Origin of the sequence: Mycobacterium sp. NPDC050551, from assembly GCF_040674075.1 — a bacterium.
GTDB lineage: Bacteria > Actinomycetota > Actinomycetes > Mycobacteriales > Mycobacteriaceae > Mycobacterium.
In genome coordinates, this window is the sequence record NZ_JBFARC010000001.1 from 1,099,963 (window position 1) to 1,124,354 (window position 24,392).

General features: G+C 68.4%; 24 protein-coding genes. 13 read left to right on the forward strand and 11 right to left on the reverse strand.

The genetic code is table 11. From position 1 onward, the window contains the following. Nucleotides 1-41 precede the first annotated feature (41 nt). Nucleotides 42-470 (forward strand): PPOX class F420-dependent oxidoreductase, encoded by a 429-nt coding sequence (locus AB0K11_RS05280; RefSeq protein WP_364972982.1) that lies wholly within the window; start codon nucleotides 42-44, stop codon nucleotides 468-470. A gap of 3 nt (nucleotides 471-473) precedes the next feature. On the opposite strand, the gene AB0K11_RS05285 is transcribed toward AB0K11_RS05280, so the two are convergent. The 3 genes from AB0K11_RS05285 to AB0K11_RS05295 form a co-directional block, all read right to left on the reverse strand. Next, entirely contained in the window at nucleotides 474-1,229 is a 756-nt protein-coding gene (locus AB0K11_RS05285) for an SDR family oxidoreductase (RefSeq protein ID WP_364972984.1), read from the reverse strand. A gap of 75 nt (nucleotides 1,230-1,304) precedes the next feature. Further along, on the reverse strand, nucleotides 1,305-2,249 hold the full coding sequence (locus tag AB0K11_RS05290) for a winged helix-turn-helix transcriptional regulator (protein WP_364972987.1): 945 nt from the start codon (nucleotides 2,247-2,249) through the stop codon (nucleotides 1,305-1,307). Beyond that, the gene (locus AB0K11_RS05295) at nucleotides 2,246-3,727 is read right to left on the reverse strand and encodes a carotenoid oxygenase family protein (protein ID WP_364972989.1); all 1,482 of its coding nucleotides are present in this window, start codon (nucleotides 3,725-3,727) and stop codon (nucleotides 2,246-2,248) included. Before AB0K11_RS05295 ends, AB0K11_RS05290 begins: the two co-directional genes overlap by 4 nt. Before the next feature lie 51 nt (nucleotides 3,728-3,778). On the opposite strand from AB0K11_RS05295, the gene AB0K11_RS05300 reads away from it, so the two are divergent. After that, nucleotides 3,779-4,999, forward strand: coding sequence for an acetyl-CoA acetyltransferase (locus tag AB0K11_RS05300; RefSeq protein WP_364972991.1), 1,221 nt, complete (start codon nucleotides 3,779-3,781; stop codon nucleotides 4,997-4,999). On the opposite strand, the gene AB0K11_RS05305 is transcribed toward AB0K11_RS05300, so the two are convergent. From AB0K11_RS05305 to AB0K11_RS05315, 3 genes are read right to left on the reverse strand one after another with little or no spacing between them, the layout of a single operon-like run. Then, the gene (locus tag AB0K11_RS05305) at nucleotides 5,000-5,374 is read right to left on the reverse strand and encodes a hypothetical protein (protein ID WP_364972994.1); all 375 of its coding nucleotides are present in this window, start codon (nucleotides 5,372-5,374) and stop codon (nucleotides 5,000-5,002) included. It abuts the gene before it with no gap. Nucleotides 5,375-5,379: 5 nt separating this feature from the next. Then, entirely contained in the window at nucleotides 5,380-5,838 is a 459-nt protein-coding gene (locus AB0K11_RS05310; RefSeq protein WP_364972997.1) for a carboxymuconolactone decarboxylase family protein, read from the reverse strand. 45 nt (nucleotides 5,839-5,883) lie between these two features. Beyond that, complete coding sequence (locus tag AB0K11_RS05315) at nucleotides 5,884-6,102, reverse strand: hypothetical protein (RefSeq protein ID WP_364972999.1); 219 nt, start codon at nucleotides 6,100-6,102, stop codon at nucleotides 5,884-5,886. Nucleotides 6,103-6,253: 151 nt separating this feature from the next. Between AB0K11_RS05315 and AB0K11_RS05320 the strand changes: the two genes are divergently transcribed. Next, nucleotides 6,254-6,985 carry a DUF3060 domain-containing protein gene (locus AB0K11_RS05320; protein ID WP_364973001.1) on the forward strand — a complete coding sequence of 244 codons (732 nt, stop codon included), beginning with the start codon at nucleotides 6,254-6,256 and terminating at the stop codon, nucleotides 6,983-6,985. 3 nt (nucleotides 6,986-6,988) lie between these two features. Here the strand turns inward: AB0K11_RS05320 and AB0K11_RS05325 are convergent, their stop codons facing one another. Next, a complete protein-coding gene (locus AB0K11_RS05325) occupies nucleotides 6,989-7,411 on the reverse strand; it encodes a pyridoxamine 5'-phosphate oxidase family protein (protein ID WP_364973004.1) in 423 nt (140 codons plus the stop codon). A gap of 115 nt (nucleotides 7,412-7,526) precedes the next feature. On the opposite strand from AB0K11_RS05325, the gene AB0K11_RS05330 reads away from it, so the two are divergent. Next, nucleotides 7,527-8,105, forward strand: a complete 579-nt coding sequence (locus AB0K11_RS05330) for a YdcF family protein (protein ID WP_364973007.1) — start codon at nucleotides 7,527-7,529, stop codon at nucleotides 8,103-8,105. On the opposite strand, the gene AB0K11_RS05335 is transcribed toward AB0K11_RS05330, so the two are convergent. After that, nucleotides 8,098-9,093: an SDR family NAD(P)-dependent oxidoreductase gene (locus AB0K11_RS05335; protein ID WP_364973010.1), complete on the reverse strand. Its 996-nt coding sequence runs from the start codon at nucleotides 9,091-9,093 to the stop codon at nucleotides 8,098-8,100. The genes AB0K11_RS05330 and AB0K11_RS05335 overlap by 8 nt on opposite strands. 98 nt (nucleotides 9,094-9,191) lie before the next feature. Between AB0K11_RS05335 and AB0K11_RS05340 the strand changes: the two genes are divergently transcribed. Next, on the forward strand, nucleotides 9,192-9,800 hold the full coding sequence (locus AB0K11_RS05340; RefSeq protein WP_364973012.1) for a TetR/AcrR family transcriptional regulator: 609 nt from the start codon (nucleotides 9,192-9,194) through the stop codon (nucleotides 9,798-9,800). Here AB0K11_RS05340 and AB0K11_RS05345 read toward each other — a convergent pair. Continuing rightward, nucleotides 9,766-10,200 (reverse strand): nitroreductase family deazaflavin-dependent oxidoreductase, encoded by a 435-nt coding sequence (locus AB0K11_RS05345; RefSeq protein ID WP_364973015.1) that lies wholly within the window; start codon nucleotides 10,198-10,200, stop codon nucleotides 9,766-9,768. The genes AB0K11_RS05340 and AB0K11_RS05345 overlap by 35 nt on opposite strands. 87 nt (nucleotides 10,201-10,287) lie before the next feature. On the opposite strand from AB0K11_RS05345, the gene AB0K11_RS05350 reads away from it, so the two are divergent. Beyond that, entirely contained in the window at nucleotides 10,288-11,196 is a 909-nt protein-coding gene (locus AB0K11_RS05350; protein WP_364973017.1) for a DMT family transporter, read from the forward strand. Nucleotides 11,197-11,253: 57 nt separating this feature from the next. Here the strand turns inward: AB0K11_RS05350 and AB0K11_RS05355 are convergent, their stop codons facing one another. Further along, the gene (locus AB0K11_RS05355) at nucleotides 11,254-11,991 is read right to left on the reverse strand and encodes a ribonuclease T(2) (protein WP_364973019.1); all 738 of its coding nucleotides are present in this window, start codon (nucleotides 11,989-11,991) and stop codon (nucleotides 11,254-11,256) included. 151 nt (nucleotides 11,992-12,142) lie between these two features. On the opposite strand from AB0K11_RS05355, the gene AB0K11_RS05360 reads away from it, so the two are divergent. The 6 genes from AB0K11_RS05360 to AB0K11_RS05385 all read left to right on the forward strand — a co-directional run bounded on the left by AB0K11_RS05360 (nucleotide 12,143) and on the right by AB0K11_RS05385 (nucleotide 21,576). After that, the gene (locus tag AB0K11_RS05360) at nucleotides 12,143-14,218 is read left to right on the forward strand and encodes a hypothetical protein (RefSeq protein WP_364973022.1); all 2,076 of its coding nucleotides are present in this window, start codon (nucleotides 12,143-12,145) and stop codon (nucleotides 14,216-14,218) included. Continuing rightward, nucleotides 14,208-15,542, forward strand: a complete 1,335-nt coding sequence (locus AB0K11_RS05365; RefSeq protein ID WP_364973025.1) for a hypothetical protein — start codon at nucleotides 14,208-14,210, stop codon at nucleotides 15,540-15,542. The genes AB0K11_RS05360 and AB0K11_RS05365 overlap by 11 nt, the downstream gene beginning before the upstream one ends. Nucleotides 15,543-15,868: 326 nt before the next feature. Continuing rightward, on the forward strand, nucleotides 15,869-16,462 hold the full coding sequence (locus tag AB0K11_RS05370) for a TetR/AcrR family transcriptional regulator (RefSeq protein ID WP_364973027.1): 594 nt from the start codon (nucleotides 15,869-15,871) through the stop codon (nucleotides 16,460-16,462). 132 nt (nucleotides 16,463-16,594) lie between these two features. After that, nucleotides 16,595-17,041: an MmpS family transport accessory protein gene (locus tag AB0K11_RS05375; protein ID WP_364973030.1), complete on the forward strand. Its 447-nt coding sequence runs from the start codon at nucleotides 16,595-16,597 to the stop codon at nucleotides 17,039-17,041. After that, the gene (locus AB0K11_RS05380; RefSeq protein WP_364973032.1) at nucleotides 17,038-19,899 is read left to right on the forward strand and encodes an MMPL family transporter; all 2,862 of its coding nucleotides are present in this window, start codon (nucleotides 17,038-17,040) and stop codon (nucleotides 19,897-19,899) included. The genes AB0K11_RS05375 and AB0K11_RS05380 overlap by 4 nt, the downstream gene beginning before the upstream one ends. 72 nt (nucleotides 19,900-19,971) lie before the next feature. Continuing rightward, nucleotides 19,972-21,576, forward strand: coding sequence for an MFS transporter (locus AB0K11_RS05385; protein WP_364973034.1), 1,605 nt, complete (start codon nucleotides 19,972-19,974; stop codon nucleotides 21,574-21,576). Nucleotides 21,577-21,588: 12 nt separating this feature from the next. Here AB0K11_RS05385 and AB0K11_RS05390 read toward each other — a convergent pair whose 3' ends face one another. Continuing rightward, nucleotides 21,589-21,993 carry a hypothetical protein gene (locus AB0K11_RS05390; protein WP_364973036.1) on the reverse strand — a complete coding sequence of 135 codons (405 nt, stop codon included), beginning with the start codon at nucleotides 21,991-21,993 and terminating at the stop codon, nucleotides 21,589-21,591. Nucleotides 21,994-22,043: 50 nt separating this feature from the next. Here AB0K11_RS05390 and AB0K11_RS05395 point away from each other — a divergent pair, with 50 nt between their 5' ends. Then, complete coding sequence (locus AB0K11_RS05395; RefSeq protein ID WP_364973038.1) at nucleotides 22,044-24,374, forward strand: AAA family ATPase; 2,331 nt, start codon at nucleotides 22,044-22,046, stop codon at nucleotides 24,372-24,374. Nucleotides 24,375-24,392 lie beyond the last annotated feature (18 nt).

Consider the following 24,392-nt stretch of genomic DNA (forward strand, 5'->3'; position numbering starts at 1 on the left):
TTTCGCGGATAGCGATAGCGGGGAGCGTGCATCATGGTCGGATGGCATCCGATTCGCTGAGTGACGAGGTCATCGCGTTCCTGTCCGAAGGCACCCGCACCGGCAAACTCGGCTATGTCGCGGCGGGCGGCCGGCCCCTCATCGCACCCGTCTGGTTCCTCGTCGAAGGCGGACAGCTGGTGATCAACACCGGGAAGAACACCGCGAAGGGGCGCGCGCTGCAACGTGATCCGCGGGTGGTGCTGGTCGTCGACGACGAGCGGCCGCCGTTCTCTTTCGTCCAGGTCCAGGGGATCGCGGCGCTCACCGACGACGATCCCGACATCCTCGACATCGCGACGCGGATCGCGACGCGCTACATGGGCGAGGAACTCGGCCCGCAGTACGGGGCCCGCAACGGCGTGCCCGGTGAGCTCGTCGTCCGGATCACCCCGACGAAGGTGATCGCGGCGTTCGACGTCGCCGACTGACGGCTACCGGGCGGAGACCGTCTCGCGGACCCAGTCGGCGAAGCGGGTGTCGAACAGGGTCGCGCCGGCGCCGGGCACCAGGGTGTCGTCGTCGATGTCGACACCCCAGTATTGAGCGGCCGGATCGGTGACGACGGTGCGGGCGTCGCCCTTGGCGGCCAACGCGATGCGGACGAGTTCGTCGAGGCCGAACCGCTCGGGCCCGCCGATCTCGACGATGCGGTTCTGCGGTTCGCTCGCGGCGGCGATCGCGACGGCCTCGGCGACGTCGACCGACGCCATCGGCTGCCACTTGGCGTTCGGCAGCCGAACCGTGTCGCCCTCGGTCGCCGAGTCGGCGATGGTGCCCACGAACTCGAAGAACTGAGTTGCGTGCACGATCGTGTACGGCGTTGCGCCGGAGGCGATCAGCTTCTCCTGGGCGAGCTTGGCCTTGAAGTAGCCGCTCTGCGGGGCCAGCCGGTCGGTGCCCACCACCGACAGCGCGACGTGGTGCTTCACGCCGGCCGCGGTCTCGGCGGCCAGCACGTTGGTGGTCGCGGCGGTGAAGAAGTCCATCGCCGCGTCGTCGAGGGTCGGCGAGTTGGAGACGTCGACCACGACGTCGGCGCCGGTGAAGACGTCGGCGAGGCCCTCACCGGTCACGGTGTTCACGCCGCTGCTGGGCGAGGCGGAGATGGCGTCGTGGCCGTGCTCGGTCAGGTCCTGCACGACCTTGCGGCCGATCAGGCCGGTTCCCCCGATGACGACGATCTTCATGATGGCGTTCCTTCCGCTGTGGCGTCCTTCTCGACCGCCAGAACGGATGGCCGTGCGCGGATTCATCCCGCGGTGTCAGGCGGAGCCGAGGTCGACCGCGTCGCCGTCCACCGGCCGCACCTGAATGCTGTTGCCCGTCAGCGCCGCCGAACACTGGTCGCACGCCAGCTGCGGTGCGAACTTGTGACCGTCGTGGGTGAGCAGCAGCGCCGGCCCCTCCGGTGACGAGTAGTGCGCCTGCGCCCAGTGGATGGCCGTCGCGACGACGGGGAAGAACGCCCGTCCCTTCGGGGTCAGGTGGTACTCCGACCAGTCGGCGCGCTTCGGATGGGCGGCGGCCTGCAGTACCCCGATGTCGCAGAACACCCGCAGCCGGTCGGCGATCAGCGCGCCGGGCGCCTCGAGCCGGTTCTGGAAGTCGGTGAACCGGCGGGTGCCGAGGAACGCGGCGCCGATCACCGCCGAGGACCACCGGTTGCCGACGATGGCCATGGTGTCGGGGAACAGGCCCGCGGGATCGCTGCCCGTCCGCCGGCGGGTGACCGCCCGCGGCACCGAGCGCTGCCAGCCGCCGCTCGGCCCCCACCGCCCGGTGATGTCCTGCGACTCGACGGTCTGCCCGCAGTGCGCACAGTGCAGCACCGGAGAGAAGTCGTGGCGGCAGTCGCGGTGGTGCATGTCGGGCAGGGCATCGGTGCGGTGCTCGGACCACGTGCGTTCCCACTGCCAGATGGCGACGAGCATCGGCCACAGCGCGCGGCCTTCCGGCGTGGCGACGTACCCGGCGCGCAGCGGCTGCTGCTGGTAGATCTCCCGCTGCAGCAGCCCGTCGCGGACCATGGCCTGCAGCCGGCCGGTGAGCACCGCGTTGGAGATCGGCAGCACCGCGAAGTCGCTGAAACGGGTTGCGCCCATCAGCGATTCGCGCACCAGCAGCAGGGTCCACTCGTCACCGAGCAGGGCGAGCGCACGCCCGATGGCGTTGGTGTCGCCGGCCTGCAGCTCGAAGAGCGAGCTCATCGCATGGTGTGCCACTGCCGCAGCTCGGCGCCGGCCACCCAGGTGGAGTGCGTTCCGCTGCAGACACGTTCGGGCAGCCGAAGCGTGCAGACGGGGCCGTCGCCGATGCGGGCGGCGTCGTAGACCGCGCAGTAGGAGGCGTCGTCGTTCATGTCCATGGTCAGGGTGACCAGGTAGCCGTCGTCCTCGCCGGTGGAGCCGACCCGCGGCGCCATCGCGGTCTCACTGCCGAACACCCCGTCGCCGAACGTGATCCGCTCCTCGGAGCCCGCCCGCAGGTCGTGCTTGACCAGGCCGTCGAACAGGAACCAGCCGGGCTTGCCGGTGGCGGCGTAGACGTAGCGGTAGTCGCGGGTCTGATACTCGCCGTTGATCATGCCGAACTCGGTGAGGTGGTCGCCGAGGCGTTCCTCGGTGGCCGCACCGGTCGTCAGGTTGAATCGCCAGCGGTGCAGCCGGGACTCGAAGGCGTCGAGCGCGAGGTAGCGGTAGGCGGCGTCCTCCAGGGATTTCGCGCCCTTGGTCGACGGCGACGGATTGCCCTGGAAGAAGCCGTCGAGGACGATCTCGTCGCCGTCCTCGTAGGCGTTGGTGAAGTGCAGCACGTAGGTCGGGTCGGTCTCGAACCACATGACCTTCGATTGGTCGCCGCGGCGCGGGACGACGGCGAAGCGCGATGGCAGGTCGGGATGCCAGGCCGGGGCGTGCACGTCGTGCTTGAGCAGTTCGGGTGACCAGAAAAGCGGGAAGTCGTTGAGGATGACGTAGTTCTCGGTGTAGGCCATGTCGTGCGGCATGCGGGGGCCGGGGAGCGGAACGTCGGTGGTGTGCAGCAGGTTGCCGTCCTTGTCGACGGCGCCGTAGCGCAGGTACGGCTCCTCCTTGCTGTAGCTGAAGAACAGCAACTCGCCGGTGACGGGGTCGACCTTCGGGTGCGCCGAGACACCCCACTCGGGCACCCAGTCCTCCTTACCCGCGGTGTCGGCGGTGAAGGGGTCGACGCGGTAGAGGTCGCCGCACATGTAGAAGCTCGACAGCGCCATGCCGCGGTGCACGACGATGTCGGTGCTCGAGGCGTCCTTCATCCGGGTGCGGGCGCCCCAGCCGTCGTCACGCTTGGCCGATCCCGGCATCTCGAGGAAGCCGGCCCACAGCGATTCGCCTGCGTCCTGTTCGGCGACGAAGCCGTCGGTGCGGACGAACCTGTTGCGGTAGTTGGCCGTTCCGTTGTGGAACTCGACGACGTGGATCATGCCGTCACCGTCGAAGGGGTGGTAGTTCTCGATCGGCGGGTGCAGCGGGTTCTCGGTGTTGCGCAGGTAGACCCCGTCGAGGTCGGCGGGGATCTCGCCCTGGACGACGTCGAGGTCGTCGGCGCGCCACTCGTTGAGCTGGGGGCGCCACGGCCCGGTGCGGTAGCGGTGGGCGTCGTCCGCAGGCAGCGTCGAGGCGTAGGTGTTGAGCAGTTCGACCCGCATCGCCTCAAACTATGGTTGACAGAGTCACTCTGTCAACTGAACCATAGGGGCATGGCTGAGGACATCTGGATCGTCGGGGCGCACCAGAGCGATTTCGCCCGCAACCTGACGCGCGAGGGCCGCGACTTCGCCGACCTGGCGCGCGAGGTGGTCGACGGGACGCTGGCGTCGTCGGGCCTGAGTGGCCGCGACATGGGGACGGTGCACGTCGGCAATGCGTTCGGCGAGATGTTCAGCGCACAGGGCCATCTCGGGGCGATGCCGGCGACGGTGAACGACGAGTTGTGGGGCGTGCCCGCGTCGCGGCACGAGGCGGCGTGCGCGTCGGGCAGCGCGGCGGTGCTCGGCGCGGTCGCGGAGTTGCGGGCGGGGTTTCACGAGGTGGCGCTCGTCGTCGGATTGGAGCTGGAGAAGACGGTGCCCGGCCGGGTCGGCGCGGAGTACCTCGGAGCGGCGGCGTGGACGGGACACGAAAACGTCGACGCGGACAACATGTGGGCGTATGTGTTCTCCCGGGTGGCCGACGAGTACGACCGGCGGTGGGGACTCGACCACACGCATCTGCATGCGATCGCATCGACGAACTTCGAGGCCGCCAAGCGCAATCCGAACGCGCAGACACGGTCGTGGTCACTGCCGGACCTGACGGTCGACGGGGACGACGACGAGGCGAATCCCCGGGTGGAGGGCCGGCTGCGGCGTTCGGACTGCACGCAGTTGACCGACGGCGGTGCGGGTGTGGTGCTGGTGACCGATGGCTATCTGCGGGCGAATCCGGCGGTGCGGCCTCTCGCGCGGATCAAGGGCTGGGGTCACCGCACGGTCGGGCTGGGCCTGGCGCAGAAGCTGGGCCGGAATCCGGAGTCGCCGTACGTGATGCCGCACGTGCACGCGACGGTGCAGGATGCGTTCGGCCGGGCGCAGGTGGATCTCGACGACGTCGACGGCTTCGAGGTGCACGACTGCTTCACGCCGAGTGAGTACATGGCGATCGACCACATCGGCCTGACGGGCCCGGGCGAATCGTGGAAGGCGATCGAGAACGGCGACATCGCGCTGGGCGGGCGGCTGCCGATCAACCCGGGCGGCGGGCTGATCGGTGGCGGCCATCCCGTCGGCGCGACCGGAGTGCGGATGCTGGTCGACGCCGCCAAGCAGGTGAGCGGGACGGCCGGCGACTATCAGGTCGAGGGTGCCCGGACGTTCGGCACGCTCAACTTCGGCGGCAGCACGGCGACGACGATCAGCTTCGTGGTGAGCGCGGCGGACTAGTCACACCAGGCAGTCGGTGCTGTAGCCGGACACGGCGATCATGCCGAGGTACGCGAGGATCATCACGGCGGTTGCCACAATGGCGAGCGTGAGCCGGATCCGACTGATCCGCCGGCGACGGGCGATGAGGACTGCGATCAACGCACAGCCGATCGCGATCATCACCCCCGATCCGATTACCTGCATCATCTGCATGGCGCGGAACTCTGCATCGCGAGACGCCCAGTCACCGTCATAGACCCGGTCGCACGAGTCCCCACCGCCACGGGTCAGCGACACAGCGCCGAGGAAGATCGCCGGCCACAGCAGCGGCGCTGTCACCACGTACGCCCACGGGAGCGCATCGGGATGACGCGCGAAGTAGCTCGTGGTCATGGACCCTAGTCGGGCTTGACGGGGTGCCGGCTGAGGATCGACACCCGGTTGAATGCGTTCATGGCGGTGGCGACCCAGATGACGGCGGACAGCTCGTCATCACTGAGTACCTCTCGCGCGCGGGCATATTCGCGCTCGGCGGTGTCGTGGTCGGGCAGGGTGGTGGTGAGCTCGGCGAGGCGGAGCGCGGCCTGCTCGCGGTCGTCGAACAGCTCGGTGTCGCACCAGACCGACAGTGTCGCAAGCTGTTTGACGGTGACGCCGGCGCCGCTCGCGCGGCGGACGTGCACCTCGAGGCAGGACGGGCAACCGTTGATCTGTGACACCCGCACGTTGATGAGTTCGATGAGGCCGCGCGACATGCCGGCGTCCTTGGCCGCTGAGGTGACGCTGGTCGCGACGCCGATCAGCGCTTTGTAGGCGTCTGGGGTCTGCTTGTCGATGTGCAGGTGCGCGGTGTCCACCGCGCCGATGCTACGCAGAGTTGCCCGCAGTGCAGGCGAGCGTGGCTAAACCGCGATGCGGGCGAAGAACGCGCCGGCCACGATGCCGATGATGATGGCGACGGTGGTCTGCCCCATCATGACGGCCAGCACCACGCCGGAGATCGCGGCGACGACGCCGATGATCGCGAGGACGAAGCCGAACACCCAGCGCGGATCCAGCGGGGCGCGGTCGTGCGCAGCAACTGAGTGCGAGGAGAGTGACCCGGGGTTCAGGGCGTCCATCAGCGGCCTTTCCGTTGTGGTGGCGAACACAATTAAACGTGTTCGTGACGCGGATCACAACTAGATCATCTAAGGATGTTGCCGCCGGAATGAACAGTCCGGCAACCGCTTCAGCCCCGCCGCTGATCTAGATGTGGGAACATCTGCGGTTATGGACCCGAACGACGACCCGGAAGCCCGGATTCGCGACCTCGAGCGTCCGTTGGCCGACCGGGCCTACAACTCTGAGCTGGGCACACAGTCCTACTCGACGCCATACCCGACCGAGCCGTACACCGCGCAGCAGTACTACCCGCCTCCTCCTCCCCCGCCCGGCTACCCGACGCCTTACGGCATGGGCCCGCCGGCAGCGGCGAAGAAGACGGGCGTCCTCGCGTTCGTCGCGATCGTGCTCCTGATGGCGGCCGCGGGCGCCGGCGTCCTGATCTGGTACGCGATGGGGCGAGACGCCGACGGACCGGTGGCCGGCAACCCCACGGTCGCCGGTGGCGGCGGCCTGCTCGACGAGCCGCAGATCCCGCAAATGCCACAGATCCCGTCGATGCCGGTGCTGCCGAGCGGGATCCCGACCGGGCTACCGGGGCTGCCGGGAAGCACCCAGACGCTCGAGGCGGGCCCGGGGGAAACGGTGAGCGTGTCGGGGATCCAGACCGTCACGACGGTCAACTGCGACGACGGCATCGTCAACATCAGCGGCGTGGCGAACGTCGTGACGATCACGGGCGAATGCGCGCTCGTGTCGGCGTCGGGCGTCAACAACGAGATCACGGTCGACTCCTCGGCGGAGATCGGCGCCTCGGGATTCGACAACACGATCATCTACAAGTCGGGGTCGCCGAAGATCGGCAGCGTCACCGACTCGAACATCATCCGGCAAGAGTGAGGCTCACCCCTCCTTGGTGTAGTCAGTGCTGAGCCAGCGCGTCGGCCGCATCCGGATGAGCACCGATGTGTCGGTGAGGTTCTGGTCGGTGAACTGGTTGCCCTCTTCTTCGCCGAGGTAGCGGATGGCGATCTTGCGCACGGCGTCGTCGGTCGCGGGCTCGATGCCGGTCAGATCGCCCTCTGCGGTGACGTAGCGATACGGCGGCTGCTCGTCCTGCGCAGTGATGGCGAAGCGGCCGGCGTCGCGAATCAGTTTGAGCTTGACGGAGTTCGACTCGGTCCAGAGCACTACCTCGCCGCCCGGCTCGTACCAGTACCAGATGGGCACGACCAGTGGCGCGCGGTCAGGCCGCTCGACGCCGATCACCCCGACGTGCACTTCCGCCAGGTAGGTTTCGCGTTCCTCGCTCGTCATCTTCGCCATGCCCGTGCCAACCGCTGTGGCGCCGATCTCATTCCTGTGTAACAGCCGCCACTGCAGGCACGATCACACCATCAGTAACTGTCAAGATCATTGGTCGGCGTGTCGGGGAGGTCGGGTGCGCAAGGGGTGGAAGGCCGCCGTGGGTGCGGTCGCACTGGCGGCTGCCGCGCTGATGGGTGACGTGTCGGCGCCAGTGGCGCAAGCCCAGCCTGCGGCCGCGACGAAGGACTTTCGGAAGCCGGCGATCGTCATCCTCGGCTACGGGTTGAACCCGGACGGGTCGATGCGCACGATCCTGCGGCGACGGGTGCTCACGGGTCTGACGGTGGCGCAGTTCTTTCCGCAGTCGCCGGTGATCGTGACCGGCGGCAACCCGCGCAACGGCGTGACCGAGGCCGCGCAGATGCGGCAGATGCTGACGATGCTCGGGCTGCCACCGAACCGGATCATCGTGGAGGACCGCGCGAACAGCACGGTGCAGAATGCCCGGTTCTCGGTGCCTCTGGCCAAGGAAGCCGGAGCGACGGGAATCATCTTGGTGACGTCGTCGACGCATCAGGATCGTGCGGACACGAACTTCATCGACGCCGGCGGGAACGTGCTCGCCACCGTGAGCTACCCGGACGGCAGCCCGCAGACCAATGTCTTCCAGTTCGCGCGCGACGCGATCAGCCCGTTCATCGGCATCAGCTAGCGCCGCGTGCGATCAGTTCCTCGCTCAACGTCCAGAGCCGTTGCGCAGACTCGGGATCGACGGCGTGGGACGCAACGCCGGGCATGATGAGCGGCTCTTTGCCCCACGCGTCGTCGATGCGTGCTTCGGTGAGCGGCGCGACGTCGTTGTCCTTGAGGTAAACGCCGCCGATGCCGTCGAGCAGTGGACTGGTCGCGGCGAACACGATGGTGCTGGCGCCCTGCTGCGGCGTCTTCAGTTCCCGGTCGGGGTCGATGATCGGCTGTCCGCTGTCGTCGAGGACGCCCATCGCCTGGAGTTCCTCGGTGGTGATCGACGGGCCGAGGTTGGTCCCAAATGCGATACCCGGGTGCAGCGCGTAGCCGCGGATCCCGTCGGCGGCCCAGCGCCGGTCGAGTTCGACCGCGAACAGGACGTTCGCCGTCTTGGACTGGCCGTAGCCGAGCATGCCGTCATACCCCGTGGTGAAATGCGGGTCATCCCAGCGAATGTCGGAGAGCATGTGGCCGCCGGAGGACACGTTGACCACCCGGGCGCCGTGTGCAATGCGCAGCGCGGGAAGCAGCCCCAGCGTCAACTGGAAGTGGCCGAGGTGATTGGTGGCGAACTGCGCCTCGTAGCCGCGGGCGTCGCGCACCAGGTCGCCGCCCATGATGCCAGCGCAGTTGATCAGCACGTGCAGCGGACGCCCTGAGTTCACGTAGGCGGCGGCGAACGCGTCGATGGACGGCGGGTCGAGCAGGTCGAGTGGTGCGACGTCGACGTGCTCGAGCCCGGCCAGCGACGGGGCAGCCCGTTCCGGACTGCGGGCGCCAACGGTGATGGCGGCGCCCGCCCTGCTCAGCGCACGGGTCGCTTCCAGCCCGAGGCCGACGTGGCCGCCGGTGATGACGATCTTGACCCCGGTGAGGTCGATGCCGGCGAGGACGTCGTCGGCGGTCGATGCGGCGGTGAAGCCGGAGCCGAGGGGATGCTGCTTGTGGGACATGGGTGTCTCCAGAACTGGGCGCGTGCCCTACGATAGGTAAACGGAACAACGATCCAGAACTATACGGAACCGAGTTCCGTTTAGGCAAGGGAGTGGCGGTGACGGGCGACGATGCGGTGCCGGGTGGGGTTCGCCGGGTCCGCGCCGACGCGCAGCGCAACCTGTCGGCCGTCGTCGAGGCGGCCACGGCGGTGTTCGCCGAGTCTGGGGTCGACGCGCCCGTGCGTGACATCGCCGCCCGCGCCGGCGTCGGAGTCGGCACGCTGTACCGGCACTTCCCGCAGCGCTCGGATCTGGTGGTGGCGGTCTTCCGCCATGAGGTCGACGCCTGCGCAGACGCGGCACCCGCCTTGGCGGCCGAGTACGGCCCCGCCGAGGCACTGAAGCAATGGCTGCGGCGCTACAGCTCGTTCATCGCGACCAAGCAGGGATTGGCCGCGGCGTTGCACTCGGGCGATCCCGCGTTCGACGCGCTGCCCGGTTATTTCGACGAGCGGCTACGGCCGGCGCTGGAGACGTTGTTGACGTCAGCCATCGCCGCGGGCGAGGTGCGGGAGGACGTCACAGCGCTCGAATTGCTCTACGCCGTCGGCAATTTGACCCTGCCCGGACCCGACGGCAGCACCGGACACGTCCACCGAATGGTCGAGCTCTTCCTCGACGGGCTGGGCGTCAGGCGACGGGCGCGAGCTCGAAGATCGGGATGACGCGATCGGTGCGCTTCTCGTACTCGGTGAAGCCGGGCGCGCGCTCCTTAACGATCTCCCACACACGGTCGCGCTCGTCACGCGCCAGCTCGTGGGCGGTGTAGGGCCTGCGCGGGTGGTCGCCGATCTCGACGGTGACGGCGGGGTTCGCCCGCAGATTGAACACCCAGGCCGGGCTGGCGTCGCGGCCGGCGGCGGAGCCGACGACGTAGAGCGTGTCGTCGATGTCGAAGTAGGCGATGAGGTTCTCCCGCTCGGCGCCGGACTTGGCGCCGGTGGAGGTCATGATGATGAGCGGGAAGCCTTCGAACTGGCCGCCCACCTTGCCGCCGTTGTTGCGGAACTCCTCGATGTTCTGTCGGTTGAACTCGCGCTCGGACTGCATGTCGTCGTCGGCCATACCTCGATGGTGGCACGGCTCGCTTGACGCATGCCAGCGCGCACAAAATCGTTTGTCGGGTCCTCACCCGCCGTGGTGGAGTTGGCCGTGCGCCCCGACACCACCGACCGGCTCGCGATCGCCGCCGCCATTGTCACGGTCCTGCTGTGGGGATCGGCCTTCGTCGTCATCCGGGCAGTCGGCACGGAGCTGTCGCCGGGGCCGCTCGCGTTCGTGCGCCTTGTCGTCGGCGCCGTCCTGCTGGTGGGCATCGCGCTCGCCTACCGCCGCGTGTCCATTCCGCGCGGACGAGCGCTGGCCCTGATTGCGGGCTACGGACTGCTGTGGTTCGCCGGTTATACGGCCGTCCTGAACTGGGCCGAACAGCATCTCGACGCCGGAACCGCCGCCCTGCTCGTCAACTTCGCCCCCGTCATCGTCGCGGTGTTCGCGGGATTGTTCCTCGGCGAGGGATTCCCACGGCAACTCGTCGCGGGAATCGTCATCGCGTTCCTCGGCGTCGCGCTGATCGCGGTGTCCAGCTCGGGAGGCGCCGAGAACGACTGGCTGGGCGTGGTTCTCGGACTCCTCGCCGCGGTGCTGTACGCGGCGGGCGTGCTGCTGCAGAAGGTCACACTTCGCACGGTCGACGCGATGACCGCGACCTGGCTGGGCTGCGTCGTGGGCATGGTGGCGACACTCCCCTTCGCCCCGCAGGCGATCGACGAGTTGCGGGCGGCCTCCGCGGGCGCCGTCCTTGGTGCGGTGTATCTCGGCATCGGGCCGACCGCGGTGGCATTCACGACGTGGGCCTTCGCTCTGAGCCGCACGAACGCTGGCGCGATGGCCGCGACGACGCTGGCGGTCCCGGCGGTGGCGATCGCCGTCTCGTGGGTGTTCCTCCGGGAGATCCCCACCGCGCTGGCACTCGTCGGCGGCGCGCTGGCGTTGGCCGGTGTCGCACTCACCCGCCGACGCGCGCCGGCACCCCCGGTCGACGAGTCCGCCGGTCGCTGAGCAGATCTCGGGACACAAACATCCCGCGCGCGTCAACATATGTTGACGCATGCAGTCTCACAACACGCTGCCGTGCCTGCACTGCGCGGGCATCGGCGGGCCCTCGCGCAGCGAGTCCGCCAGCGACACGGTTCCGTCGGAGTCCCGCAGCGCGACCACCGGCGGCAGGGACAGCCGCACGTCGACGACGACGGCGCCCGCCCCGGCCGTGTTCCGGCAGCCCAGCCCGACCCGCTCGCCCGCCCCGGCGCCGAAGGCGTCGTCGATGCGTGAACGGACCGCGGCCAGCGTCAGCCGCCCACCCGGGGCATCGCGCAGCACCGGGTCGAGGACCTCGCGCACCTCGTCGGTCAGCGTCGTCGCATCGCCGAAATAGCTGTCCGGCGAGACCCCCGCACAGGTGCCGTGGGTGTACCACTCATGGTGCACCAGCGCCGCCGTGTCGACCGTCGTCGACCGCAGCCGGTCCTGGGTCTCGCCCGACAACTCCACGGGTGGCAGCTCAGACTCTTTGTCCCGCAACTGCTCTGGGAGACCGCAGTACTGGCGGTCGCGCGGCTGCGGCCACAGGCCGTGCAGAACCAGCGTCCGGCCCACCGCGTCGACCTCGCCGGTCTCGCACGCCTCGTTCTGCGGTTCGACGGTGCAGAAGCTCGGCGCCCAGGTGAGCACCAGCCAACTCGCGGCGGTGTCGTCGGACACCAGCGCCGACGGATTCGGCGTCCGGTCGAGTACGGTCACGCTATAGGTGACGGCAGCGACGACGACCGCGGCCAGCGCCGCGGAAATCGACAATACGGCTGCGTCGCCTCGCCGCATGGCGCACCCTTCTAGGCAGGGAAAAGCAGGTCAATCCCGGGCTCCAGCCTCCCACGGCAACGCCTCGGCGTTGCGCGATCGTCGACGAAAGGTGCGCGGACGTGTCGCCGTCGCGGAGGAAGCCCCGGTGAACGACATCGACCGGTGGTTCGAACGCACCGGCCGCCGCAGGCAGCGCACGGTCTCGCTGTACGGCTGCCTGTTGACCGGCAGGATGTTCGAGTACTTTCGCTACCGCCTGCGCTACGCGCTGCTCGTGGACGGCATCGCGTTCGTCGTCCACGTCGCCGAGTTCCTGATCATCCTCACCGCCCTCGGCGGGCTGGCGGCGTTCACGGTGATGATCCTGCGCGTCGGCAGCCTCATCGTCAGCGGCGCCTGGTGGGGACTGCTGGAGGTGATGCGCGAACGTCTGCGCGCGTTCTCCCTGACCCGCGACCGCGACGCCGTCGAACGTGAGATCGGCAGTTGGCTGGTGCTGTCGGTGATCGCGGCGACCACCGTGGCCGTCGCCGGCGCGGCGGTGGTGCTGTCCCTGCTGCCCTCCGACGGCGATCCCATGGGTCTGCTCTACGCGTTCCTCGTCGTCATCGAGCTCGCACTGCGAATGCCGGTGCGGGTGCTGCATTCCGGCATGTACGCCACCCGGCGGATCTGGCGGCCGCTGTGGACGCTGTTCGCCCCGACGGTCGTGCAGATCGCGGTGATCGGCGCCGGGGCGATGTTCTATCCGACCGCCGCCGTGATCGTCGCGATCATCGCGTCCAACGCGCTTTCGATCTGGATCACCATCCACTTCACCCTGCGCCTCTACCGGCTCAACGGCGTCTCGCCGAATCACCGGGCGGCGCAGCCGCTGCGTGCTCGCCTGCCCTCGATCCCGTTCCGGCAGGGGGTGGACACCACGCTCGCGGGCCTCGGCCTGCGGCTCGATGCGATCGCCGTGCTCGCGATCGCCGGCATCTACGGCACCAGCACCCGCTCGTTCGACCTGACCGCCGGGTTCGAGGCGTGGCGCGACATCGATGCCTTTCAGTTCTTCTACCTGGTGCTCCCGCTGTTCCGCGGTGCCTATGAGGCGACAGCCGTGTTCTACTTCGATTTCGTTCGGCTGCGTCGCATTCCGGCCCTCCGCGAGTACCGGTTGTGGTTCTTCCACCGGCTGCTCCTCGTCACGCCGGTGGTCACGCTGTACTTCTGGGCGCTGGCCGTGGCGCTGGGACTGTTCGTGCTGCCCGGCATCCCGTTCGGGTTCCTGCTGGCGCTGCTGCCGCTGTTCGTCGTGCGCAGCTTCATCGGCACCTATCAGATCCGGCTGTTCGCCGAGGGCCGGTTCCCCGCGCTCAACCTGACCATCGCGTTCACCGGACTGCTGTTCGTGCTCGTGTGGATCGACGTCAATCCCGCCTCCGACCTGCTCGAGCTCACGGCGGCGATGATCGTCCTGCTGATCGTGCACATCAACGTGCAGCACCTCGAGGACCGCAGCCCCCCGCCGGCCACCCAGCTGCCGCTCGGCGACTGGATCCGGGCGCTGGCCGCAGAACCGGGACCGGTGCGCGCCGGGACGATCACCGTTCCGGAGTGGATCCCGCAACGGCAGCGGGCGGCGGCCATCGACACGATGCGAAAGACGTTGGCGGGCAGCGGCTGGCTGGCGTTCTATTCCGCGACGTCCCTGGTCTTCTACGAGCGTGAGTCGGACATCGACCAGGACCGGCAACCGCACCTCGAGGTGCAGACCGTCACGGGTGGCGCCGCCAACCGAGGCCGCTACTGGCGAGAGCCGGCGGCTGACGGCCGTGCCGCCCTCGACCGCATCGTCACCGCGCAGTGGATCAAACCCATTGCGGGAGTGCCCAGAGCGCCGCAGAGCCCCGACCACCTCGGGCCGGAATTCCTCGACATCTTTCCCGACGGCACGGTCGCCGATCTGGACACCCGCGCGGGCGCCCGGGTGATGCGAACACTCGACGAGGACTTGGTGCCGGCGATCCTGACCACGGCCATGAAGAGCCTGGACGACGACGCACTGGTGGTGTCGGTGGCGGGCCGCTGGCTGTCGCCGATCTTCCACGAGAACAAAGTGCGGATGATCTTCTTGCTGCCGCCTGACCCCGAGCCGGCGCGGTTCCAGCGCTGGCTGCGGACTTTGCGGGCGTGGCGACTCGGCCAGTGGGAGGGCACCGGCCGTGGCGCTTGAACCCATCGACATCGACCGCTGCCTGGTCGATCCCGCGACGTACGAGTCCACGATTCTGCGCATCTACGCCAAGCGCAACGAGCAGGGGCTCGGTTTCAACGAGGTGTCTTCTGGCGTCAGCTATTTCGACGCGGCGACGGACCGCAAGAAGCTGTCCCGCGCTATCGCCGGCAGCATCGCCGACGGTACCTACCGGCCCCAGCCCGTCGACCTGTGGTTCCTCGAGACCGGGGGCAAGCGCCGCACCGCCCACCTGGCCGGCTTCGTCGATCATGTGGTCGGCTCGGCGCTGTTCAAGGTGTTGTCGCACAACGCCCGCTGCTACGGGCTGCCCGGTGTCTGGTCCTACCTGCCGGGCCTGACGAACGTCGGCGCGATGCGGGCGTTCGCCGCGTTCATCCGCGCCCACCGCGAGCGTGTCGGTCCGAGGGGCGAGCCGCTGTACGTGCTCCAGTCCGACTTCGAGAAGTACGGCGACAACCTGCCGGTCGGACCGGACGCCGCACTGTGGCACACCCTGCGGGAGGTCGCGTCGCTGGGCAGCGCCGGTGGTGAGATCGGCAGTGCCGCCTGGGATCTGGTCACCACACTGGTGCGGCCCGTGGTGCGCGACGAGGACGGCTCCGAGTTCACCCGGCTCAACGGTGTCGCGATGGGCACGCCCCTGGTCCCCCTGTTGGGGAATCTGGCCGTGGTGCCGATGGACCGCGCGATCAGCGGACTCGACGGCGTGTTCTATGCCCGCTACAACGACGACTTCATGATCGCCCACCCCGATCTCGCGGTGATCCACGAGGCGGACGCCCGCATAGACACGCTCGTCGCGGAGCTGGGGGTGAAACGGAAGCTGAGCAAGGAGATCCGCACCGCCCTGAGCGGGAACGGCCAGCCGTGCACGGTCGACCCGGCTTACGGCGGAAGGGACCGGATCGACTGCCTCGGCATGTCGGTGACGTCGGCAGGCACCGTCACGCTGGGCCCGCATCGGTTGCGCCGCTTCGTCGCCCGCATCGCAGCGCGGATCGATGGCGCCGCGCCGACACTGTCGGAGATGACGGCGCGTGAGCGTGCCCGCCACCTCGTCGCCGCGACCAACGTCATGCTGGACACGACGAGCCCGTTCGCGGTGGCCGGGCTGTCCGCGCTGCTCGACGCGGTGACCGACCGCGGCTCGCTCAAGGACGTGGACTACCGGATCGCCCGCAAGATCGCGCAGACTGCCACGGGTATCCCGGGTGTCCGCGGGTTCAGGCAGCTTCCGCCCGAGGTGCTGTATCGCGAGATGGGCCTGGTGTCGCTGGTCGCGCTGCGCAATGCGCGGTGACCTTGCGGGTCGCCGCGGCGCGCGGCTAGTTTGAGTCTGGCGCGGATCCCGCACGTGTGCGGACATCCCGAGAGACCACAGAGGTTGCGGCTTTCGGTCTCTCTTTTTCGGCGTTTTTCCCCGCGCCCCTTATTTGTCATGCGCCCGGCGTTGGCTGCGGCTTTCTGAGCCAGTGCCAATGACCCGCTCCCGTCAGCATTTGTTGACGGGAGCAGGCCGTCACTGTTCTCGAGCAGCGCGCCACCCACCTCGGCCACACGGGTGCGATCTTGTCCGCGGTGGAGCACAATGCCGGATACTCGTTCGCACATGCCGATTGGAGTCGCGTGACCCGAAGCGTCGAAGACGTGGACACCCCGTGGTCGCCGCGGGAGTGCGAGCTGCTGGCGGTCACCCTGGAATTGCTCCAGGAGCACGGGTACGACCGGCTGTCCGTCGACGCCGTCGCCACCACCGCGCGCGCGAGCAAGGCAACGCTGTACAAGCGGTGGCCGACCAAGGCCGAACTCGTGCTGGCGGCCTTTGTCGAGGGCACCCGGCACGTCGCCGTCGACCCGGACACCGGCACGCTGCGCGGCGACCTGCTCGAGCTCGGCGAGCAGATCCGCGCCCACGTCAACACCCACGCGGGCACCATTCGCGCGGTGCTCGTGGAGATCTCCCGGAGCTCGGATCTCGCCACCACGATGCAGGAGCGGTTCCTGGACCAGCGGAAAGCGTTGATGTCTCATGTCCTCGCGCGGGCCGTCGACCGCGGCGAGATCACGTCGACCGCCGTCACCGATGACCTCTGGGACGTGCTGCCCGGCTACCTCATCTTCCGCACCCTGCTGAACGGACGGAACCCGTCCCGGCGCACCGTCACCGACCTCGTGGACAACGTGCTCATCCCCAGTCTCACCCGTCACAACATCCGATGATCTTGTCGCGAGCAAAGGGTTGAGCAGTACGGTCCCGTACCGTACTGTCAATCAAGTTGATATGACTCGAGCCGGCGGGTCGCCGGTCGCCGAGGCATGTCAAAATGCCGCCGCCCGTCGAAAGGCTCACGTATGCAGCGGATTTCGCTCGGTGGCCGCCTGCTGCGGCAGTGGATGATCCTGGTGGCGATCGTCGTCATCGCCGTCGCGGGCTTCGCGGTGTACCGGCTGAACGGCATCTTCGGATCCAAGGACGTCACCTCGACCCCCAGCGGCGCCGCCAACGAGATCGTCCCGTTCGACCCGAAGCGCGTCCTCATGGAGGTGTACGGCCCGCCGGGCACCGTCGCGACCATCACCTACACCGACATCGACGCCCAGCCGCAGCGCGTCGACGGCGCGACCCTGCCGTGGACGTACGACACCACGACCACCCAGCCCGCGGTCTTCGTCAACGTCTCCGCCCAGGGTGACAGCGACTCCATCGGCTGCCGGATCACGATCGACGACGTCGTCAAGGACGAGAGAACGGTCACCCAGTTGAACGCCTTCACCTTCTGCCTGGACAAGTCCGGATGAGCCAGCACCTCGCCGAGCGCCCGGCGAAGACCGACCGTGTCGCCCGGTGGATCCGCAGGCTGGCCGTCCCGATCGTGCTGGCGTGGGTGGCCATCGCCGCCCTGACGAACGTGCTGGTGCCCCAGCTCGAAGTGGTCGGCGAAGCACAGAACGTGGCGTTGAGTTCACCGGATTCGCCCTCGCTGCAGGCGTTTCAGCGCATCGGCGAGAAGTTCGAGGAGTTCGACTCCGACAGCGCGGCGATGATGGTGCTGGAGGGCGATCAACCCCTCGGCGCCGAAGCGCACACCTACTACGACGAACTCGTCAAGCGGTTCGAGGCCGACACCACGCACGTCCAGCACGTCCAGGACTTCTGGGGCGACCCCCTGACCGCCGCCGGCTCGCAGAGCCCCGACGGCAAGGCCGCCTACGTGCAGGTGTTCCTCGCCGGCAACCAGGGCGAAGCGCTGTCGCTGGAATCAGTCGACGCGCTGCGAAAGATCATCGCCGATACGCCTGCGCCGCAGGGCATCCACGCCTATGTCGCCGGCTCCGCGGCGCAGATCGCGGATCAGTTCGAGGTCGGCAACGAGAGCACGGTGCTCGTCACGCTGCTGACCGTCGGCGTGATCGCGGTGATGCTGCTGATCGTCTACCGCTCGCCGGTGACGATGATCCTCGCGCTCGTCACCGTGCTCATCATGATGTCGGCGGCCCGCGGAATCGTCTCGTTCCTGGCCGATTCCGGACTCATCGGCCTGTCCACGTATTCGACGAACATCCTCACGTTGCTGGTGATCGCTGCCGGCACGGACTACATGATCTTCTGGCTCGGCCGCTATCAGGAGCGGCGCAACGAGGGCATGGACCGCGAGGCCGCCTTCTACGACGCGTACCGCGGGACCGCGCATGTCGTCCTCGGGTCGGGGCTGACCATCGCCGGCGCCGTGGCGTGCCTGCACTTCACCCGTCTGCCGTACTTCCAGAGCCTCGGCATCCCGGCGGCGATCGGCGTGCTCGTCGCGCTGGTCGCGTCACTGACGCTGGCGCCGGCCGTCCTGGTGATCGGCAGCAAGCTCGGCCGCTTCGACCCGAAGCGCAAGACGGCCAAACGTGGTTGGCGGCGGATCGGCACGGCGATCGTGCGGTGGCCCGGGCCGATCCTGATCGCGACGATGGCGCTGGCACTCGTCGGCATCGGCGCGCTGGGCGGGTACAAGGTGAGCTACGACGTCAGCGCGTACATGCCCGACGATGCGCCGTCGAACGTCGGGTATGCGGCGGCGGAGCGGCACTTCTCGAAGGCGCGGCTCAATCCCGAACTGCTGATGATCGAGACCGATCACGACCTGCGCAACCCGACGGACATGATCCTGCTGGAGCGGGTGGCCAAGGCTGTCTTCCACACCGAGGGCATCGCGCAGGTGCAGTCGATCACGCGGCCGCTGGGCACGCCGCTGGACCACACGTCGATCCCGTTCCAGATCAGCGCCAACAGCGCGGCGCAGATCAACAACCTGCCATATCAACAGGCCCGGGCGCAGGATCTGCTCAAGCAGGTCAGTGAGATCAACACCTCGATCGACACCCTGCGGCAGCAGTATGCGCTGCAGCAGCAGTCCGGCGAGATCACCCACGAGCAGAGCGAGGCGTTCCAGAACACCGTGGCGATCGCCGCGGAGCTGCGGGACAAGATCGCCAACTTCGACGACTTCTTCCGGCCGATCCGCAACTACTTCTACTGGGAACCGCACTGCTACGACATCCCGATCTGCTGGGCGTTCCGATCGTTGTTCGACGCGCTGGACGGTATCGGTGAGCTGACCGATCAGCTGGCCAGCGTGTCGGGGAGCATCGCCAAACTCGATGAGCTGCAGCCGAAGTTGCTGGCGCTGATCCCGCCGCAGATCGCGGTGCAGGAGACCAACCGCGACCTGACGATGACGAATTACGCGACGACGTCCGGCATCTACGACCAGACCCAGAAGGCGCTGGAGAACTCGACGGCGCTGGGTAAGGCGTACGACGCGTCGAAGACCGACGACTCGTTCTATCTGCCGCCGGAGGTCTTCAGCAACTCCGAGTTCATCCGGGGGCTGAAGCTGTTCCTGTCTCCGGACGGCAAGGCGGCGCGGATGATCGTGACGCACGAGGGCGATCCTGCGACACCCGAGGGCATCTCGCACATCAACGAGATGCGCGACGCCGCAAAGGCGGCGGTCAAGGGCACGCCGCTGGCGGGGTCGAGCATCTACATCGGCGGGACGGCGTCCACGTACCAGGACATTCAGGAGATGGCGCACTACGACCTGATCATCGCCGGCATCGCGTCACTGACCCTGATCCTGCTGATCATGATGTTCATCACCCGCAGCATCGTCGCTGCGCTGGTGATCGTGGGCACGGTCGCGCTGTCGCTGGGAGCGTCGTTCGGGGTGTCGGTGTTGGTGTGGCAGCACATCTTCGGCATCCAGATGTACTGGGTGATCCTGCCGTTGGCGGTGATCCTGTTGCTCGCGGTGGGGTCGGACTACAACCTGCTGTTGGTGTCGCGGTTCAAGGAGGAGATTCACGCCGGCATCAACACGGGCATCATCCGGTCGATGGCCGGTAGCGGCTCGGTGGTGACGGCCGCGGGCCTGGTGTTCGCATTCACGATGGCGTCGTTCATCTTCAGCGACCTGACGGTGCTCGGCCAGATCGGGACGACGATCGCGCTCGGGCTGATGTTCGACACGTTGATCGTGCGGTCGTTCATGACGCCGTCGATCGCCGCGCTGCTCGGGCGGTGGTTCTGGTGGCCGGTGAAGGTGCGCCAGCGCCCGGTGCCGCAGAAATTCGGCGACGAGGACACCCGCCAGCTGTCGCTGTTCTGACGCGCGCCGACTGAACCACGCGGGAGCGGGCACCCACCCCTACAGTGACCAGAGGTCCAGACAGGGGGCGGAATGACAGCGGCGAGGGCAGTGACGGCGGCGACGTCGACGTGGGCGCCGCTGCGCTCGCCGGTCTACCGCTCGCTGTGGATCGCGCAGCTCGTCTCCAACCTCGGCACCTGGATGCAGACCGTCGGTGCGCAGTGGATGCTCGTCGGCGATCCGCGGGCGGCTGTCCTGGTTCCGCTGGTGCAGACCGCCACCACGCTGCCGGTGATGCTGCTGGCACTGCCGTCGGGTGTCCTCGCGGATCTGATCGACCGACGGCGGCTCCTGATCGCCACCCAGGGTGCGATGGCGGCAGGGGTGGGTCTGCTCGCCACGCTGACCGGCTTCGGGTTGACCACACCGGCGGTGCTGCTGATGCTGTTGTTCGTCATCGGCTGTGGGCAGGCACTGACCGCACCGGCGTGGCAGGCGATCCAGCCTGATCTAGTTCCCGCCGAGCAGATTCCGGCGGCGGCCGCGTTGGGCAGCATGAGCATCAACGGCGCGCGGGCGATCGGACCTGCCATTGCCGGCGTCCTGGTGTCGCTGTCCGGACCGACCCTGGTGTTCGCGCTCAATGCCGTCTCGTTCGTGGGGATCGTGTTCGTCCTCATCGCGTGGCGGCGCCCCGCCGTCGAGAGCGGCTATCCCCCGGAGCGGGCGCTGGCGGCGCTGAGCGCGGGCGGGCGGTTCATCCGCAGCTCCCCCATCGTGCGACGAATCCTGTTGCGGGCGGCGTTGTTCATCGCACCGGGTAGCGCCATCTGGGGTCTGCTGCCGGTGATCGCGAAGGACCGGCTGGGGTTGTCGTCCGCGGGGTACGGATTGCTGCTGGGGGCGCTCGGCGCGGGCGCGGTGCTCGGCGCGTTCCTGTTGTCGCGGCTGCGTGCGCGGTTCGGCCAGAACACGCTGCTGACGGTGGGCGCGGCGGGCTTCGCGCTGGCCACCGCGGTGCTGGCGTTGGTGCCGATCTTCGCGGTGGTGTTCCTGGCGCTGGTCGTCGGCGGCGCGTCGTGGCTGTTGTCGTTGTCGACGCTGAATGCGTCGATGCAGTTGAACCTGCCGGCATGGGTGCGGGCCCGCGGATTGTCGGTGTATCAGCTGATCTTCATGGGCGGGCAGGCGCTGGGTTCGGTGGTGTGGGGAGTGCTCGCGGGGTCCACGACGAGTTCGATCAGCCTGCTGGTGAGCGCGGCGCTGTTATTGGTGTGCGGGCTGTCGTCGCTGTGGTGGCCGCTGCACGCCGGCACCGGCAACCTCGACCTGACGCCGTCCGCGCACTGGCCCGAACCGACGCTCACCTTCGAGCCCGAACCGTTGGATGGGCCGGTCATGGTGACGACGGCGTATCGGGTCGCAGCCGACGACGAGGAGGGTTTCCTGGCGGCGATGGCCGTGCTGGGTCGGTCCCGGCAGCGCACCGGGGCAGCGGAGTGGCGCCTCTTCCGGAGCGTCGAGCACGAGGCGACGTTCGTGGAGACGTTCATCGTGCGGTCGTGGGGCGAGCACATGCATCAGCACTACGTCCGCCTCACCGGCCAGGACCGGCTGATCGAGGAGGCAGTCGAGCGGTACATCGACGGCCCAGCGGTGTCCGAGCACTACCTGGCGGTGCACGACAGGAAGTGAGGCCGTGTCCGCCTACGAGGCGTTGATGGACAGGGCCGCCATCTTGTTGACCACGTCCATCATCCAACCGAAGTCATCGGACTCCGAGCTTGATGCGCGGGCTTCAGTCTGGCGCGCCTGCGGTGGCTGCGGGGCGATGACACAGCGTTTGACGACCAGGACCGCGTTGTCATCGAGCACCATCCTGCTGCCGGGGCCGGCCCATCTGTCCTTGCACCGTTCGGCGAGCCAGCTCTCGACGATGACGCTGTGACCAGAAACGGTGAAGACTGTCGACCCCTCGGTCAGGCGTGCGCCAATCTGGAGGCTCGCGGGGTCGCGGGTCCCTCGCAGCCAACGGATCACGCCGTCAGCACGCATGAGCGACAGGGCTTCTCCCTCGGCCTGGTACAACACGACGATTGTGTGATCAGCCATGGCGCGGAAGCTACTCCCGAGCGGTGACATCGCCCGACTACAGTGCGGCCATGGCCGGCATCGTCCTCACCGACGAGTTCCGTCGAGCGCTGGACCTGTTGGCCGGTGGCCGCCACCTCTTCCTGACCGGCAAGGCGGGCACCGGCAAGTCCACGCTCGTCCGGCTGTTCACCGTCGACACCGACCGCAACGTCGTGGTCGTCGCGCCCACCGGGATCGCCGCGCTCAACGTCGACGGCTACACCATCCACCGGCTCTTCGGTTTCCGCACCACCACGACGCTCGACGACATCCGCAACGGCGCGTACCGACCCGGACGGTTCACCAAGACCCTGGCATCGCTGCAGACGCTGATCATCGACGAGGCCTCGATGGTGCGCGCCGACGTCTTCGACATGGTGGCCGCGGCGCTCGAGCGGTTCGGCCCCGCTCCCGGCGCACCCTTCGGCGGCGTGCAGATCGTCCTCGTCGGCGACCTCTACCAACTGCCGCCCGTGGTCAGCGAGCACGAGGCCGGCTTCTTCACCACCACCTATGACACGCCGTATTTCTTCTCCGCCCGCAGTTTCGACCGCGACGACTTCCCCACCATCTCGCTGACGACGGTGTTCCGGCAGCTCGGCGACGACCGGATGACAGCCATCCTCAACGAGATTCGCGAGGGCGTGCTGCTCGGCCACGCGCAGGAGCAGCTCAACGCCCGGGCCGACGCCGACTTCGTCCCGCCCGACGGCGAGTTCTGGCTCACCTTGGCCCCGACCAACCGGCTCGTCACCGCACGCAATAGTCAGCACCTCGAACGGCTGCCCGGCGACGAGCTGGTCCACCAGGCACGCGCATCCGGTGACCTGTCGCTGTTCGATCCGCCGGTCGAGGAGACGCTGCGGTTCAAGGTCGGCGCGCAGGTGATGATGCTCAACAACGACCAGAGCGACCGCTGGGTCAACGGCAGCATCGGCCGCGTCGTCGGCGTCGGCTACGACCGCTACGGCGCCGTCGTCGAGGTGGAGTTCCCCGACGGCTACGTCGCCGACGTCGCGCCGTACACGTGGGAGGCCACCCGGCCGGTGGTGTCCGGCTCGTCGCTGGGCCGCGAGGTCATCGGCTCCTACACCCAGCTGCCGTTCAAGCTGGCGTGGGCGATCACGATTCACAAGAGCCAGGGCCAGACGCTCGACCGGGTGATCGTCGACCTCACCGGCGGCATGTTCTCGACGGGTCAGCTGTACGTCGCGCTGAGCCGCTGCACGTCGTTGGCCGGGCTGGTGCTGAAACGCCCTGTGCTGCCGAAGGATTTGAAGACCGACCGGCGCATCGCCCGCTTCCTGCGTACCGCGAGCGGCGGCACGGGCGCGCGGCGGTACTGCGCGATCGGCATGCTGACCGTCGGCGACGAGGGCCGAATGTCGCGGCCCCGGCCGGTCGAGCTCGCGGTGGCGTTCGACGACGGCACCGCACTCTCGACGCTGATCAACCCGCAGCGCGACCTCGCCGACGCGCGAACGACATTCGGCATCACCGTGTCCGATGTGCTGCTGGCGCCGACGCTGCGCGAGGCGTGGGCGGTGATCGCTCCCATGCTGGCCGGCTGCACGCCCGTCGGGGTGGACGTTGATGACCAGCTCGGGCTGATCGACTTCGAACTCAAACGCCTGGGCTTCGTGACGGCGATGCCGCTGGGCGTCGAACTGCGCGGCACGCGGATCTCGGGGCGCACCGCACTGGAGCGAGCCCGCTCGGCGTTGAGCGCCCACGGCGGCATGCCCGCCGAGGACGGCTCGTCACCGTTCGAGGAACCCGATGCCGTCGAGAGCTCCGGTCTGCTGGTGAGCCGTGACCCCGACGCACCCACACCGGTCGCCGACCACCTGCCCGGCCTGTCGGCGCTGCTGCGGATCAGCCGCGACGTCAGTGCGGTACTGCTGGGCGCGTCGGTACCCCGAGACCTCGACGCGCCGGCGGATGCGGCGGCACGGCAGTCGGTGGCCGATCAGTTGCGCGCGGCGGCGGCGCGGGTGCAGCTGCCGAAGGAGGTGGCGGCCCGCCTCGAGGAGGCGTCACGGCTGCTCGGCGTCGACATCGACACGGACGCGCTGTGCGCCGGCGTCGACGACATCGCGGCGACGCTCACCCCGGGGATGCGCGTCTGTTTCACCGGCACCGCGCAGGACAGCGCCGGCCGGATCGTCGAGCGCCCGGAGATGGAGCGGCTGGCGGCCGAGGCGGGGCTGACGCCGGTCAAGACGGTGTCGAAGACCCGCTGCGACGTGCTGGTGACCGCTGAGGTGGGCACGCAGTCAGGCAAGGCGCGCAAGGCGCGGGAGTACGGCAAGCCGGTGTTCTGCGCCGACGACTTCTTCGCCTGGCTCTCTACCCGCTGACGGCCCCGCCCCGGGTGT